We start from the raw sequence: 15,427 nt of genomic DNA on the forward strand, positions 1-15,427 counted from the left end.
ACACGGGCTGGTCGCCACGCCCGTTACCAGGCGCGGTCGCGCGACGTGAAGTGGATTAGCAGCGGAGGTTGTGGTGCGCGTAGAGGAGATCGGCCGTGGTCAATCGTGAGTGGTCGGTCCCGCACCGCTCGCGCGAAGTCTCGGGTAATAAGGCGGCGACTTCGCCCGCGGTGAGCGCGTCGAACAGCGGGTCCGCGTCGAGCGCGAGCAGTCGGAGGAAGGTCGTAACGTCGCCCGAGGCGGATTCCGTTTGGACCGTCTGGGACTGGCTCGAACCGTCCTTGCAGGGGCACTTTTCCGAGGGCGTAGTGGGCTTCTGTGGGGCCGACTTTTTCGTATGGTCCGGCGTAGTAGGAATCTGTTTGTGCGCGCAGCACGAAGACGGTGATTCAACAGAAACACGGTCGGGCCATGCTGTTGATTGCGAAAACGCTGAGGCCTTCCCCGCCGAGCAGCAGCAGAGCAACGGCCCCACCGCTACGGCGAAAATCAGGCAGTACATCAGCGCCCGACGCAACATCTTGCCACCGCCCCCAAACCGTAATGTGTCCGTATCAACCACAGTAATATTATCGACCGCGTCAAGGCACAAGTCCATCCCAATCGGGTTCGCCGCGTGGTCGCACGCCCGGGTGTTGGCCCGCGAATGTCATACAGAACGCGCAGAAACCCGGTGTTTCCTTCTGCTACAATCCCCTCATGTCAACTACGATTCCTCTTGCCGACATGCCGTTTGAAGCGGCCGCGCTCGCGGCGCGGGCGCACCAGCACCAGAAGCGCAAGGACAACCAGACGCCCTACGTCAGTCACGTGTTCCGCGTATGTCTTGTGGTGCGGCACACGTTCGGCTTCGACGACCCCAAAATGCTCGCCGCGGCGCTGCTGCACGACACCATCGAAGACACCACGATCGACTGTGACGACATCATCGAGCAGTTCGGCGCGGACGTCGCCCGGTGGGTCGCCGCGCTCACCAAAGATATGCGCCTCCCGCACGACGAGCGCGAAGCTGTCTACGCGAAGGAACTTGCCGCGGCCGAGTGGCAAGTGAAGGCGCTCAAGCTCGCCGATATGTACGATAACCTCAGCGATTCCAAGCACCTCTCCCCGGGCGGGCGCCGAAAGACCGCGGCCAAAACGCGGTTCTACCTCGACGCCATTCGCCAACCGCTACCGGACCCGATCCGGCCCGCGCTCGCGCTGGTCGAGCAACGGCTCGCAGAACTCGAACGCAGTCTAACGCCGTGATATTCTTGTTCGCTTGCGGGATTGCAGCTTTGGCCGGACGCGCGGAATCGGAATAATGTCGGTGTGCTTCTTGCCCGCACCCATGCCGGCGCGGTTGAGAAACCGTCTTCGGAGACCCCCATGTTACTTCGCTGCTTGGTCCCGACCGCGCTGGCGGCGGTCGTGTGCCTTTCGTTCACGCCACCGGTGAGCGCGTGCCCGGGGTGCGGTCCGCCCTCCGGCCAGACACTCACGATGGAAGTCGCGCAGGCCGACTTCATCCTCTACGGCACGCTCGGCAACGCGAAGCCCGATCCGAAAGACCCGGGGTCCACGAAGGGCACCACCGACATCACCATCGACTCCATCGTGAAGGAGCACGCGCTGGTGAAGGACAAGAAGGTGTTCACGATCCCGCGGTTCGTTCCGCCGGACCCGAAGCCGTTCAAGTACATGGTGTTCTTCAACGTCGTGAACGGTGACGTGGACCCGTACCGCGGTGTGGTGGTGGGCACCGACAGCAAGTTGCCCGAATACGTGAAGGGCGCGCTGGCCGTGAAGCAGAAGGACACCGCGACCCGGCTCCGGTACTTCTTCGACTACCTCGAATCGAACGAAATCGAGATCAGCGGCGACGCTTACAACGAGTTCGCGGTCGCGACCTACCAGGAAGTGTCGGAACTGGCGCCGAAGCTCCCGCCCGAGACGCTCCTAAAGTGGCTCAAAGACCCGAACACGCGGGCCTCGCGCCTGGGGCTGTACGGTCTGCTCGTCGGCCACTCCGGGAAGCCCGAGTACGCGAAGGAAATTCGCGCGCTGATGGACGCGCCCGAGAACAAGTTCAGCAGCGGGCTGGACGGGCTGCTGATGGGCTACATCCTGCTCGACAAAAAGAACGGGTACGAGTACCTGACGAAGCTGATCGCGGACAAGGACAAGGAGTTCCTCGTCAAGCACTCGGGGTTGAAGGCGCTGCGGTTCTTCTGGGAGTACCGCTCGGACGTGCTGACGCGCCAACAGGTGCTCGACGGCATGGGCGTCCTCCTCGACCACCCGGACCTCGCGGACATGCCCATTGACGACCTGCGCAAGTGGAAGGCGTGGGAGATGAGCCCCGCGGTGCTGAAGCTGGCGGACAAGGAAACGCACAACACGTTGCCGATCAACAACCGGGCCATCCTGAAATTCGCACTGGCCGCGAGTTGGGCCGACCCGAAGAACGCCGCGGCCGCCGCGCACGTCGAGAAAGCGCGCAAGGACAACCCCGAGCGCGTGAAACTGGTCGAGGACCTGCTGAAGGACGAAGTCAAGGTGGCCCCGAAGGCGCCGGAACCGCCGAAGAAGTGAACGCGATCCGGGCACACGGGCGCTTGATTTTGAGCCCCGGATGGGGCGACCGATAGTAGCCAGGGGTGGAGCGCAGCGCAACCCCTGGCGGGTTGCCCGGCGCAATTTCCCCTTCCGCTGTCAGCGTTTCTCGGTGTATGAACGGCGGTCGGGTTCTTCCCGATCGCCGTTCGTCGTTTCGGGAGTTCACATGCTCCGCGTCCTCGTCGCTGTTGCCGCACTCTTACTCGCGGTCCCGCCCGCGCCCGCGTGTACCTTCTGTGGCGAGAACGTGCGCACGCGACCCACTCTGCGTGTGCAGTACGCCCAGGCAAAAGCCGTACTACACGGGCAACTCAAGAACCCGCGCATCGACCCGAAAACGGACGAGGGTTTCACCGATCTGAACATCGGCACGGCGCTGAAGGACGACCCGGCCCGTGGGAACCAGAACGTCATCGTTCTGCGGAGTTATTTGCCGGTCGTCGGTGACACGCCGCCCGAATATCTCGTGTTTTGTGGCGTGTCCGACGGCAAACTCGCCGTAACTGGCGGGGCGCCTGCATCGGCCGCCGTGGTGGGGTACCTGAAGGGCGCGGTGAAGCTCGATGCGACCGATGCGCCCGCCCGCCTCGGCTACTTCTTCAAGCACCTCGGATCGGCGGACGCGGTCGTCGCGGCCGATGCGTTCGTGGAGTTCGCCCGCGCGAGCGATTCGGACATTGTGAAAGCCGCCAAACACTTCGATCCGGGCGTGCTGCGGAAGCTCATCGCGGACGAAAACGTGCCGGCCGAACGGCTGGGGGTGTTCGCGTTCCTGTTGGGTGCCAGTGGCGGTCGCGATGACGCCGCGTTCCTCGAAAAGCTGTTGAAGCAGTCCCCGGCGCCGGAGCGCGTGCGCGAGGCGTTCGGCGGGTTGCTCGCGGGCTACGTGCTGCTCGACGGCAAGAACGGCTGGCCGTTCACGACCTCAACACTCGCCGACACCAACCAGTCGTACTCGGTGCGGCTCTCCACCCTCGGCACGGTGCGGTTCCTCCAGGCCACGCGCGGCAACGATTGCAAGGCCGAGGTTTTGAAGTGCTGTGCCGCGCTTCTGCCGGACGGCGATTTCGCCGACCAAGCGATCGAAGACCTGCGCCGGTGGGGGTGGTGGGACTTGAGCGCGGACGTGTTCGCACAGTTCGCCAAGCCCACGCACTCCGCGCCCATCGTCCGGCGCGGGATCGTTCGCTACGCGCTGAGCTGCCCCAACGAAGACGCCAAGAAGTTCGTCGCTTCCGTGAAGCAGACCGACCCGAAACTGGTCGCCGCGGTCGAGGAAATGCTGAAGCTGTACGAGCCGGCACCGAAGAAATAGGCCGCACATCACCGGGTCGCGAAACCAGTCATCCCAGCAGCAATTTATAGCTTTAACGTAGGCCGCTCGCGGATCGAGCGGCCCACACTCCGTTACCAACCTGGCCCAACCCGTGATTAACCTCCCGAAGACCCAATTCAACACGTCCTCCGAATCGCCCGAGAGCGTCCCCGCGGACTGGCTCGCGGTCGGCGTGTGGGCCGACCAGTCGTACAGCGGACCGGCGGGCGCCGTCCTCGAAAAGTTGCGCGAGCGCGGCGACTTCGGCGCGAAGCCCCTCGAACTGGTACCCGTGCTGACCCCCACCGGCGTCGCGGCGAAGCGCTTGCTCTTCGTTGGATTGGGCAATCGTGCGGACGCGAAGCGCGCGACGCTACACGACGCGGCCGCCGCCGCCGCCCGGCACATCACCACGAAGAAGACCGGGGCGGTCGCGTTCGTGGTGCCGGCGCCGGAATTCACGCTCGCGGCCGGGGTCGGTCTCGCACAGGGCGTTCAAGGGCCGGGGATTCGTAAGGCCGCGCCCACGCGGTTCGCACCGGAATCGCTTCTATTGGTCGGCGGGAACGGGACCGACATGCCCCGCGTGCGCGCGGAGGCACGGGCGCTATGGCTCGCGCGCGAGCTCGTGAACGCCCCGCCGCGCGAACTCTACCCCGAGACGTTCGCGACCGTCGCGGCCGATTCGGGACGCGCGGCCGGCTTCGATGTGGAAGTGTGGGACGAATCGCGCCTCGCGGCCGAGCGCATGGGCTCGCTCCTCGGCGTCGCGGAGGGCTCCCACCGCCCCGCGCGGTTGGCGATTCTGCGGTTCGCCGGTAAGCCTGGGGCGCCGGTGCTGGGGTTGGTCGGAAAGGGCGTCACGTTCGACAGCGGCGGGCTGTCGCTCAAGCCGAGCGACGGCATGGTGGACATGAAGTGCGACATGGCCGGGGCCGCCGCGGTGCTCGCGGGCGTGCAGGCGATCGCGGAACTGAAGCTGCCCGTGAACGTGGTCGGGGTGCTCGCGCTCGTCGAAAACATGCCGAGCGGAACCGCGATGAAGCTCGGCGACGTGCTGACCGCTCGCAACGGCAAGACCATCGAAGTGCTGAACACGGACGCCGAGGGGCGGCTCATTCTCGCGGACGCGCTGTGCTTCGCCTCGGAGCAGACGAAGTTCCTGGTCGATTTCGCCACGCTTACCGGGGCGTGCATGGTGGCGCTCGGCACCGAGACCTCGGGCCTCATGGCGAACAACGACGGGTGGGCCGATCAGATCCTCGCCGCGGTGACACGAGCGGGCGAGCGGGCGTGGAAGCTGCCGATGGATTCGAGCTACGACGGCCTCATCAAGAGCAAGGTCGCGGACATGAGGAACACCGGCGGCGGGCGCTGGGCCGGGGCCATCGCGGGCGGGAAGTTTTTAGAACAGTTCGTCGGCGACGCGAAGTGGGTCCACCTCGATATCGCCGGCCCCTCGTTCGCGGAGGGCGATTCCGCCGCCCTCGACGCCGGCGGAACCGGCTGCATGGTCCGCGCGATCGTCGAAATGGCGCGCGGATTTGAAGCGACCGCGCCGGTGTAACTCCGGCGGGTGCGAGAGCTTCCCCTCCAATTGGTTGCATCTCGTCAATCGACGGGCTAGAAAACGGGTGGCCCTTTTCGCAGCGAATACCGCCACCCGAGCCTGAAATGCCTTCCGACGGCCCCGATCCGACCAGCACGCGCGCGGACGGCACGCCCGAAACCTCGCGCGGCAACCGGGGCGCTGAGGTCGCGGTCCACGAACCGGCCCCCGACGGCACGGTCGTGCAGGACAAGCCCCCGGTTTGGGTCCAGCCGCTGTCGGGCGCACACGGCTCGTCCGGCTCGGGGCCGTCGGGCCAAGCTTTTCACGAACTCGATCGCGAGATCGAGCGCCTCCAGACGGACGGCGGCGACATCGCCGACGGGTACGCCCTGGTCCGCAAGCTCGGCTCCGGCTCGTTCGGCACGGTATGGGAGGCCGTGGACCGGCTCACCAACGAGCGCGTCGCGATCAAGTTCTTCACCGCGGGCGCTTCGGACTGGGAAAAGCTGCTCAGCGAGGTCGGGCTGCTCCAGGCCGTCGAGGGGTGCCGCGGGATCGTGATCGTGAAGCAGGTGCGCCCCGGCGGGGACGGTCGGCGCCCGCTGTACGTCATGCAGCTCGCGAACGGCGGGTCGCTCGCCGAGTGGATCAAAACCGCCGGCGCGTTCCCGCCCCGCGAACGGGCGCGCCTCGCCACCGGGTTCTTCACCCGCGTCGCGCGCGCGATGGCGGCCGTTCACCGGCGCGGGATTCACCACTGCGATCTGAAACCGCAAAACATCCTCTTGCACAGCCCGGAACCCGGCGCGGAACCGGAACCGCTGGTCGCGGACTTCGGGCAGGGGCACCTCGCCACCGACGACACGCCCGCGCTGGGCACCTTCTTCTACATGCCGCCGGATCAGATTGATGCGGCGCAAGTCAGCACCCCGCCCGACACGCGCTGGGACGTGTACGCACTCGGCGCGGTGGCCCACGAGCTGCTCACCGGTTCGCCCCCGCGCCGCAGCCCCGAGCTGGCCGAGAAGATCAAAAAGGCGCCCAAACAGCTCCCCGCGAAGATGGCGGTGTACCGCGAGGGCGTGTTCGCGGCCCCGCGCCCGAGCGCGCACCACAAACTCGTGGACCGGCAACTCGGCCGGATCATCGACCGGTGCCTGAGCCTCAACCCGGACACCCGGCCCCGCGACGCCGGCGCGCTGGTCGCGCTGCTCGACGCCCGGGCGCGCTGGCGCCGAACGCGGCCCGTATTAGCACTAGCGGCCGCCGCGACGCTGCTGGTGATCGGGTTGATAGCAGGTGTCGGTATCGCACTGGCGAACGCCGAAACCGACCGGATGAAGGGCGATGTGACGGCCGAGGTGAGCAGCAGTCTCGCGCGAACGGCCGGGTACGGCGCCCCGGCCATCGAGGACCGGCTCCAGCGCCACATCGCGCAAGCGGAACGGATCGCGTTCGAGCGCCCGCCCGCCGTTGCCGCGGCCCTCGACCGTTTGGGGCGCGGAACTCACGGCCCGACCTGGAACCCGGGCACAGCGGCCCCCGCCGACTTCGAGACGTGCCAAAAGTGGTTGACGGTCACCCAGGAGGACCGGCTCGCCCGGCTGCGGCGCGGGGACAGCGCGGTCCCGCTGAGGCTGGTTCTGGTTGCCGATTCGGGCACCCCCGGTCGGTCCCGCGGGTACTTCCTCGTTCGCGCGCACCCGGACGGAAAAATCGAGACCCACCGGAACGCGGACACGCCCGCCGTGTTCACCCACGATTTTTCGTACCGCGACTACTTCCACGCACGCGGCCACCAGACGGACGAAATCGGCCAACCGCACGCCCCGGTCCGCGCGACTCACATCAGCGAACCGTACCGCTCGACCGGCGACGATCGGACCGCGGACGGTCAGGTGCTCACGCGCCCGTGGAAGGTCGACGTCGCCACCCCGATCTGGGACAACACCGAGGCCCGTCGGCGCGTCGTGGGGTTACTGATTCTCGGGTTGAATCTCGAGCGCGACCTGGCCCCCCTTCTCGAACCGGCCGACCTCGGCGCTACGGGGAGCCAGCGTTTGGGGATCGGGCGCCGGGTGAAGGTGGTACTCATCGACCACCGCGACCAGTGGGTGTGGCACCCGGACTGCAAGCAGCGGTTGATCGAGGACCGCCCCGACGGGCTCCCGCACAACTACCGGGCCCTGGCCCGTACCCACGGCGCGAGCGCCGATCAGACGTGCCCGTGGGACCGCGTCCCCGCACCCGCGGCGGGCACGGGGCGTCGGTACGGGTTCGCCGAGAGCGCGGACTACATCGACTTCGTCGAGGCCGAGCGCGCCGACGCCGAGGCGAACACGGACCCGGAAATCGCCTGCTTCACGCGGTTCAACCCCTACGCACAAAGCCGTTACGGGGAGGACGACCCGACCACCGAACCCGGGCACCCGCGCAAGTGGGTGCTCGTCGCCCAGGTCGACAAGCGCCTCGCGCTCGCGCCCCTCACGGACCTGGAGCGCAAGTTGGTGGCCATCGGCGCGGGCGCGGGCGGCGCGCTGGTCCTTCTCGCGCTCGTGCTCTGGGGCTGGCTCGTCCGAGTTCTTCGCCGATTGGAGTTCGCGTCTCATGGCTGACCTGGAAGCACTGACCCGCATCGAACCGAGCGCGGCCACCGGGTCCAGCGTGATGTCCGTCCCGGGCCAGTACAGTTGGCGCTACACGCTGCCCGAGAACCGGGTCCTCAAGCTCGGCAGCGAATCGAAGGAGTGCGACTGGGCCGTGCCCGAGGACCGCATGATCTCGCGGTTCCACGCGACCCTGGAGTGGACCGGAGCGGCCCTCGTGGTCGCGCGGCGCGGGGTCATTCTGCCCGACTACCCGAACAAGCCCGGCAACCAGATCTGGTTCCGCAACAAGCCGGTCGAGCGGTGCGAGGTGGGGCCGGGCGAGTGGTTCGTCATCGGCCAGACCCGGTTCACCCTGCGCGGCGACTCCGACGCGGACCCGGACGCCCCGTTGGACGCGACCATCGTGCAGCGCCAGGAGGAGCGCAGCCGGGCCGAGCTAGAAAACGTCACGTTCACCAACCCGGGAATGCTTCTCAAGGCGCTGGAGCAGCTCCCCGCGTACCTGAAGGTGGTCGCGAGCGAACCCGCGCTGTTCAAGCAGATGCTCAAGGTCGCCGTCGCCGCACTACCGAAGGCGGACGCCGCCGCGATCGTGCGGATTCCGCCGGACTGCCCGATCGGGGACTTGCGCGTCACGGTCATCGAACAGAACGTCCGCAACCCGAACGTCGGTGCCGTTGGGGAGTTCGTGCCGTCGCGCAAACTGGTGCGCCGGGTCGTGTGCCAGCAGCGGAAGAGCTGCCTGCACGTCTGGTCCACGGACCCGTCCGACTTCACCCAGGGTGGGAGCTCGGACCACAACCTCACGCTGGGGGTGTTGCACCAACAAGGGGCGACCCCGTGGGCCATCTGCACCCCGTTCCAGGACGGCTCCCAGCACGCACTGTATGTGAGCGGGCGGCTCACCAACCGGAACCCGCTCGAACCCAAACCCGACGCGGCCTACCTCACCGAGTACCAGAAGTTCATCGAGATCCTGGTGGGGTTGCTCGAATCGACGCGCCGGACGCTCCGACTGGCGCGGCAGGTCGCGGTCACGAAGGAGGCGTGGCCCAGTAACCTCCGCAAGTATCTGGACGACCCCGAAAAACTGGAGGCGCTGCTCAAGACCCCGCAGGAACAGGACGTGACCGTGCTGTTCTGCGACCTCCGGGGGTTCAGCGGGTTCGCGGAGGAGCACGGCGAGAGCCTGTCGAGTGCGTGGCGCGAGGTGCAATCGGCCCTCGACACGATGAGCGGCGCGGTGACCGAGAAGGGCGGCGTCGTGGCCGGGTTCCGCGGCGACGCGGTGCTCGGGTTCTGGGGCTGGCCGGAAAAGCACCCCGATCAGATCGAGCGCGCGGCCGAGGCCGCGCTGCGCATCTACGAGCGCCTCTCGGGGCGCATGGTGCAGCGCCGGTGCGGGCTCGGCATTACCCACGGGCGGGCGCTGGCCGGGCGCCTGGGCGCGCACGATCTGGCGGTGGTCGACCTCTACGGCCCGGTGGTGAACCTCGCGTTCCGTCTGGAAGAGATGACGAAGGCCTACGGCGTGGGGATCGTGGTGAGCGGCGAGGTCGCGGCGAAGCTGCAAACCGCCGACCCGATGAACCGGCGCTGGCGGCTGCGCGGGCTCGGTACGGTCCGCCCGCGCGGGATGAAGAAACCACTGACGGCCCACGAGCTCTCGCCGATCAGCCCCGTAACGAGCGCCGAGTCGTGGGTCACGAGCGACACCTACGAGGCCAACCTCGCGCTCTGGTCCGCAGCGGTCGAGAAGTTCGTGCGGGGCGCGTGGGCCGAAGCAAACGACGACCTGGACGGCCTGTTCGCCGACGACCCAGCCGCGAAATGTTTCGTGCGCCACATGAAACGGCACAACGGCCGGAAGCCGGCCGACTGGGACGGGGCGTTCACCCCGCGTGCGGAAGAGTAAAGCCAAACACACAAGAACGCACAGGGCTCCCGCCCTGTGCTACAAACGCCGGCCCCGCCGGGGCGGAAAGGCACTGAGGATTCTGGTCTTCGCCCTGGAGAGGCTCCCTTTTGTAACGCAGGCGGAAACCGAACGCACGGTGCTTCCGCCCTGTGCATTTTTGTGCTCACCGCCATTTTTCGGGGAGCGATGCGCACTTTGAAGGCAGTTACTCATCAGTGACGCCCGGCGAGCCCTCAGCGTGTGAGCCAATCGATGTCGAATGCCGCACTCGTGCAAGTCCTCGACCGCCGGGCGGGGGTGCCCGTCACCGACCCGGATTCGAGTCTTCTCACGCGCTTTCTGACCGAGCGTGACGAAGAGGCGTTCGCAACTCTCGTTCGACACCACGGCCCCCTCGTCTACGGAACGTGTCAGCGCGTACTCGGGAACCGGGCCGAGGCCGATGACGCCTTCCAAGCGGTGTTCTTCGTCCTCGCGCGCCGGGCGCCCGCGTTGAAATTGGACCGCGGCATCGGCCCGTGGCTCCACGGCGTGGCCCTGCGGGTCGCGAAAAAGCTCCGGGGTCAAATCGTTCAGCGGAGGTTGCGCGAAATGTCAGCGGCCAAGCCCGAACGGGTGGACCCGGCAGAACCCCAACACGATTTCTGGGCCGTCATCGACGAGGAACTCGCGCGAATGCCGCTCCCGCTGCGCGAGGCGGTGCTGCTCTGCGATCTCGGCGGGTGGTCGCACGCGCGGGCCGCGGAGTCGTTGGGGTTGGCGAAGGGCACGATCACGAAGCGCCTGGCGAAAGCGCACGAAGAGCTGGCAGCGCGGTTGAATCGCCGGGGCGTCACACTCGGTGCCGGGGCGCTGGCGGCTCTTATTGCGACCCGGGCCACTGCGTCGGTTCCCGCGCCGCTCGTGTCGGAAACGGCGCGCCACGCGGTCGCGTTTTCACTCGGTCAGGTACACGGTTCCGTAACGGCAAAAACTTTGGCGGAGAGCGTCATGCGTTCACTCAAAGTCGGTGCCCTGAAACGTTACGCCCTCGCGGGCCTCGTCGCGGTCGCGCTCGCGGTCGCCGGAGGAAGCCTGATCCGCGCCGGCGGGTCCGCGGACCCCGACGACAAGCCGGCCGCGCGCCCCAAAGCCGCTGCGCCGCCCGACGCGGTGAAGGCGGGGACGATTTGGAAGGAGAATTTCACGGTCGATTACCCGGGCAGTTTACCCGTGTCGGTGGAATTTTCCGCGGACGGGAAGATACTGCTCACCGGCGACACGAATGGCGAGGTGATGCCCCTGATATTTACCGGCGACGACCCCCAATGGCTCTGGAAGGCCAAAGTCGGGGGATCGCACGCCGCGGTCGCGTTCTCGGCGGGACAACAACGGGTGTACGCCGCGTTTACCGACGGAATAAAAGTGCTGAACGCGAAAGACGGCAAGATCATCGAGTCTATCGAGCAGAAGGGTAGTTCTCCCCTCAACATCGGTGTCTTCCCGGACGTCCAAATCCTCAACGATGTCCCCCGATTCAGCACCTCGAAGATCGTGTTCGGCAACGCCCACGGGTACATCATCAAAACGTGGGCCGAGGGCAAATTGACCGACACCGTCGGCACGATCGAGACGACGACCGCCGCGAAGGACGCGAAACCGGACCCCTCGGCGGTGCCGCTGGCGGTCGACCCGAAGGGCCGTTCCGCGATCATGACCGGGCCGCGCGACGCGAAGGGGAAGAACGTGCTGTGGGCCTACGTTTGCGGCGACCAATCCAAGGGCAGCCCCGGCAACCGCATTCTCGAGGGCCACGCCGCGCCCGTCGTTTCCGCGGCGTGGGCGAAGGACGGCGGTACGGCCGTGACCGGCGACGCCGACGGCCGCGTGATCGTCTGGGACGCAAAATCGATGAAAGAAACGGGCCGCGTAGAACTCGGCGGGCGCGTCGCGGCCCTCGCGGTCAGTTCGGATGCGAAGTTCACGGCCGCCTACGTTCTCGGCAAGCAGGGCGAACTCTTCGCGTGGGAGGGTACAAAACCGCTACGCGGAATGAAGCCGATCCACACCGATCTGAGTGATTTCCGCGCCGCCGAGAGCTACGCGAGTTTGACGTTCTCGCCCGACGGGAAGAGGCTCGCCGGGTGCGCGATTAACAAAGCCTGGCTCAACCGACTCGGCGAACTCAGCGGCAAGGTCCGCGTGTGGGAACTTGCGGCCGAGCCCAAGGCCCAGCTCGTGCCCAAGCACTTGTACACCAAGCAGTTGCCCAAGGGCAGCTCCGCGAATTTCGTCGTCCTCTACAATAACACGCTCCTGATGCCCGCGGCCAAGGAGGGAGCGATCGACCTCATCCGCGTCACGGACGGGGGAATCCAGTCCCGCCTCGGATTGGGTAACTTCTCCATCGGAAAAATGCTGCTGTCCGCAGACCAGAATTGGTTGGCGATGGAACAGTACGCACCGGTCGATCCGAAATTGGCGCCCCCGCCGGCCCGTACCTGCGATGTCAGCGTCAGGGACATGAGGACATGGAAGCACCAAACGATCCTGTCGTGCGAGGCGCTGTTGAACGTCGCCTCGGGTGGGAAAGTCGTCGCGGTCGTGCGCGAGAAGAAGATCGAGCTCTGGGACAGCGTTACGTCGAAACTGCTGAAGACGGCCCCGTTCAAACACACGCGGATCGATGCGACCCAGTTCTCACCGGACGGCAAGCTCCTCGCGATCTCCGACCGCAACGAACTGGTGCTGTGGCGGTGGGAGGACGAAAAGCACGAGCGGATCGACCTCGGGCGGTGCGTCGGGGCGCTGACGTTCTCGCCGGACGGCAAGTTCCTCGCGGAAGGGCCGGCGCCGCACGAGAACATTCAGATTCGTGACCTGGACACGCGGAAGGTCGTGCAAAAACTCGACAACGGCACGAAGCGGTCCATGAACGTCCCGCAGATGGTCTACACCCAGAGCGGCCGGGTGCTGATCGGGTGCGACAACATCACCTTCGCGAAAGAGATCGCCGTTCCGCACCGCATCAATCTCTGGGACACGACGACCGGCGCGATCGCCCATCAGCTCGCACTGCCGGCCGGACTGCCGTCCCGCATCGAAGTAACGCCGAACGGTCGGCACTTGGTTGCGACGCTCGATGAAGGTGATTCCGGTATCAAACTGAGCGTGTGGAGACTCGATGGCGAAGTGCCCATGAGGGAACCCGGGGCGAATGGCCCCGCCGCGACCCCGCCGCGCTGATTCGGGCGGCTGCGATTGGGAACTGTTTAGTGTGTGGAAGTGGGCAGGTGTGAGGCCCCACCCGCTCGTTAACACCTTCCAGTTGGTCACATCTTTGGTATTGCGGCCTCGAATTCGAGGAAGGCGTGTAGCCTCGTCCATCCGCGCCAGAGGACGAGCCACCCGGGTGGTTGCTTGCGCGGGATCCACCCACCCAACCGGGCCAGGGCCTGCACGAACGCCTCGGCGCTCAACGCGCGCGGGGCCTTATAGCGCCACGTGCTGAGCACCTCGACCCAGCGCCCCGGGACCACCTCGTGTGCCGGTCGGTCCGCACCGCCCGAACCCGAAGCCAGTTGGCGCAGGTTCACCAGGGCCACCGCGACCACGCTGAGCACCCCGATCGCCGGGTCCAGGGCCCCGCGGGGATCGAGCTGCAAGCGCTCGATCCCCGCGCCCGTCTTCAGGCCCTTGTGGTACTCCTCGATCACCCACCGGGTTCGGTACCAGTGCGCGACCCGGCGCAACCCGGGCACGTCCGTCACCGGTTCCGAGGTCAACAGCAACCACTCCACGGGGTCCGCCCCGGCCCCCGGGTCCGGCTCCCACACGCGCACCACGTGGACCCGGATCGGGAGCGCCGGGTACTCGCCCTTGCGGTTGTGGGGCGGGGGCACGGTCACCGTCGTGAGGCTCGCGCGCACCTGCGCTCGGCACCCCGCGCGGGCTCGGGTGGGGGGCAACTCGAGCTCCCACGCGCCCACCGGGGGCGTGGCCCGTGCCGTAGCGAACAGCTTGGCCCCCGGGCCCAAGGACCGGTCGTGTTGGGCGCGCACCACGAACCGCTCACCGGTGCGCGCCAACCGGGACACGAACTCGAACGCATCGGCCCCCCGGTCCGCCACGTGGACCCACCGGTTCGCGCCCGGGGCCGGCCCGATCTCGTCGAGGGCCCGGGTCCACAGGCGGCTCTCCCGGGTCGCCCGCGCGCGCTTGGTGCCCCGGGACTCGTTCTTCCCCACGGGCACGCGCACGTGGAGCTGTTGGGCCACCAGGCCCAGGATCTCCCCGGTCCCGGAGTCGACCGCGAGGCTGTTGTGGCACAGGAGCCCGCGCCCGCCCCCGTTACCGATGGGTCCGAGTTGTGGGGCCAGGGTCCGGTGCCCGGAGAAGTCCAGGTCCGTGGTGTCGTGAACGATGAGTACCGTGCCCGTGTGGGCCTCGGCCCGGTCCAGGGTGCGCGCCTGGTGCGGGGCGAGCACGGCCGCGTGCGTGACGTGCGGACTCCGGAGCAGGCGCAACGCACCCTGGTAACCGCTCGGGTCGTGGAACTTGTCCGGGAGCGCGTGGCCCGGAGCGCACGCGCACGCATCGGCGAGGGCCACGAGCCGGCGCGTGCGCCGCACGTCCCCCAGCTCCACATCACCGAACTCCTGAGCCCCGAACGATTTCGGTAACGGATTCATCGCGACCCCTCCTCGGGTGCAAACGATTACCCATTCCAAACAACCACTTGTCAACCCCAACAATGTGACTCCACCCGCTCGTTAACACTCGCGGTTCGCCAAGAGACTCAGGCGAACCGCGAGTGTTAACGAGCGGGTGGAGTCACGCAATTACGAGAACTCAACGGCCCTGCAGTTCCGTTGGGAACCGTTTGTATTCCTATGTCCAGTGTGGTATAATTGGGTGTAGCCGAGTGTCTTTTCATGAAGCGGCCAGTGCCCATCGATTCTTAAAGAACCGATGGGTAACACACTCTATAAAGCCAAGAAATATGGCAGATTTTGGCCCAGAATCGCGACAATGTGAGTGATTGTTAGCCACCGGAGTGAAACAGCGCAGGGGCGAAAACGTCAAAAGCCTTTAGCTATCAACGACTTGTTGCGTTATTCGCTCGATCATCCGCCGCACACAACCCCTGCGGCCCAAAATGTTAGCAATTGTTACCGCTGGGAGGGGATCGGGTGGGTCGGAACCCGCGTGTGACAAAGTTGGCGTCGTTATAGCGCGGACCGGTGAGGCGAAATATGTCCACAACACTTCAGTTCGTCACGGTTGGTGCGGTCGTCGCGCTCGCGGCCGGTTACATTCTGCGTGCGACGTGGAAGACGTGGTTCCGCACGTCGAAATCCGGTTGCGGTTCGGGTTGCGGCAAGTGTGCGACTTCCGAACCGGAACCCGAAGTGAAAGGCCGGCGCCCGCTCCCGATGGCGTGAGCGCCGTGTGTA

10 protein-coding genes are annotated in these 15,427 nt (G+C 66.6%); 8 read left to right on the top strand and 2 right to left on the bottom strand.

What is annotated here, in order from left to right; genetic code table 11:
- Positions 1-55: 55 nt before the first annotated feature.
- Entirely contained in the window at positions 56-520 is a 465-nt protein-coding gene (locus J8F10_RS35450) for a hypothetical protein (RefSeq protein WP_210662710.1), read from the bottom strand.
- Positions 521-699: 179 nt separating this feature from the next.
- Between J8F10_RS35450 and J8F10_RS35455 the strand changes: the two genes are divergently transcribed.
- The 7 genes from J8F10_RS35455 (at position 700) to J8F10_RS35485 (ending at position 13,217) form a co-directional block, all read left to right on the top strand.
- The gene (locus tag J8F10_RS35455; protein ID WP_210662713.1) at positions 700-1,248 is read left to right on the top strand and encodes an HD domain-containing protein; all 549 of its coding nucleotides are present in this window, start codon (positions 700-702) and stop codon (positions 1,246-1,248) included.
- 120 nt (positions 1,249-1,368) lie between these two features.
- On the top strand, positions 1,369-2,574 hold the full coding sequence (locus J8F10_RS35460; protein WP_210662715.1) for a hypothetical protein: 1,206 nt from the start codon (positions 1,369-1,371) through the stop codon (positions 2,572-2,574).
- Positions 2,575-2,764: 190 nt separating this feature from the next.
- On the top strand, positions 2,765-3,913 hold the full coding sequence (locus tag J8F10_RS35465) for a hypothetical protein (protein ID WP_210662717.1): 1,149 nt from the start codon (positions 2,765-2,767) through the stop codon (positions 3,911-3,913).
- Positions 3,914-4,025: 112 nt separating this feature from the next.
- Positions 4,026-5,480: a leucyl aminopeptidase gene (locus tag J8F10_RS35470; protein ID WP_210662719.1), complete on the top strand. Its 1,455-nt coding sequence runs from the start codon at positions 4,026-4,028 to the stop codon at positions 5,478-5,480.
- A gap of 107 nt (positions 5,481-5,587) precedes the next feature.
- Positions 5,588-8,080 carry a serine/threonine-protein kinase gene (locus J8F10_RS35475; protein WP_210662721.1) on the top strand — a complete coding sequence of 831 codons (2,493 nt, stop codon included), beginning with the start codon at positions 5,588-5,590 and terminating at the stop codon, positions 8,078-8,080.
- Positions 8,073-9,989: an adenylate/guanylate cyclase domain-containing protein gene (locus J8F10_RS35480; RefSeq protein ID WP_210662723.1), complete on the top strand. Its 1,917-nt coding sequence runs from the start codon at positions 8,073-8,075 to the stop codon at positions 9,987-9,989. Before J8F10_RS35475 ends, J8F10_RS35480 begins: the two co-directional genes overlap by 8 nt.
- Positions 9,990-10,244: 255 nt before the next feature.
- The gene (locus J8F10_RS35485) at positions 10,245-13,217 is read left to right on the top strand and encodes a sigma-70 family RNA polymerase sigma factor (RefSeq protein WP_210662725.1); all 2,973 of its coding nucleotides are present in this window, start codon (positions 10,245-10,247) and stop codon (positions 13,215-13,217) included.
- Positions 13,218-13,303: 86 nt separating this feature from the next.
- On the opposite strand, the gene J8F10_RS35490 is transcribed toward J8F10_RS35485, so the two are convergent.
- Positions 13,304-14,662, bottom strand: a complete 1,359-nt coding sequence (locus tag J8F10_RS35490) for an IS4 family transposase (protein WP_210660113.1) — start codon at positions 14,660-14,662, stop codon at positions 13,304-13,306.
- Positions 14,663-15,226: 564 nt separating this feature from the next.
- Between J8F10_RS35490 and J8F10_RS35495 the strand changes: the two genes are divergently transcribed.
- The gene (locus tag J8F10_RS35495) at positions 15,227-15,415 is read left to right on the top strand and encodes a FeoB-associated Cys-rich membrane protein (protein ID WP_210662727.1); all 189 of its coding nucleotides are present in this window, start codon (positions 15,227-15,229) and stop codon (positions 15,413-15,415) included.
- The last annotated feature ends 12 nt before the right edge of the window (positions 15,416-15,427 follow it).

Source organism: Gemmata palustris, assembly GCF_017939745.1.
GTDB lineage: Bacteria > Planctomycetota > Planctomycetia > Gemmatales > Gemmataceae > Gemmata > Gemmata palustris.

What these genes read in the sequence shown, in the direction of transcription:
- J8F10_RS35450 (WP_210662710.1), bottom strand. Translation starts at nt 520, where the DNA reads ATGTTGCGTCGGGCGCTGATGTACTGCCTGATTTTCGCCGTAGCGGTG.
- J8F10_RS35455 (WP_210662713.1), top strand. Translation starts at nt 700, where the DNA reads ATGTCAACTACGATTCCTCTTGCCGACATGCCGTTTGAAGCGGCCGCG.
- J8F10_RS35460 (WP_210662715.1), top strand. Translation starts at nt 1,369, where the DNA reads ATGTTACTTCGCTGCTTGGTCCCGACCGCGCTGGCGGCGGTCGTGTGC.
- J8F10_RS35465 (WP_210662717.1), top strand. Translation starts at nt 2,765, where the DNA reads ATGCTCCGCGTCCTCGTCGCTGTTGCCGCACTCTTACTCGCGGTCCCG.
- J8F10_RS35475 (WP_210662721.1), top strand. Translation starts at nt 5,588, where the DNA reads ATGCCTTCCGACGGCCCCGATCCGACCAGCACGCGCGCGGACGGCACG.
- J8F10_RS35480 (WP_210662723.1), top strand. Translation starts at nt 8,073, where the DNA reads ATGGCTGACCTGGAAGCACTGACCCGCATCGAACCGAGCGCGGCCACC.
- J8F10_RS35485 (WP_210662725.1), top strand. Translation starts at nt 10,245, where the DNA reads ATGTCGAATGCCGCACTCGTGCAAGTCCTCGACCGCCGGGCGGGGGTG.
- J8F10_RS35490 (WP_210660113.1), bottom strand. Translation starts at nt 14,662, where the DNA reads ATGAATCCGTTACCGAAATCGTTCGGGGCTCAGGAGTTCGGTGATGTG.
- J8F10_RS35495 (WP_210662727.1), top strand. Translation starts at nt 15,227, where the DNA reads ATGTCCACAACACTTCAGTTCGTCACGGTTGGTGCGGTCGTCGCGCTC.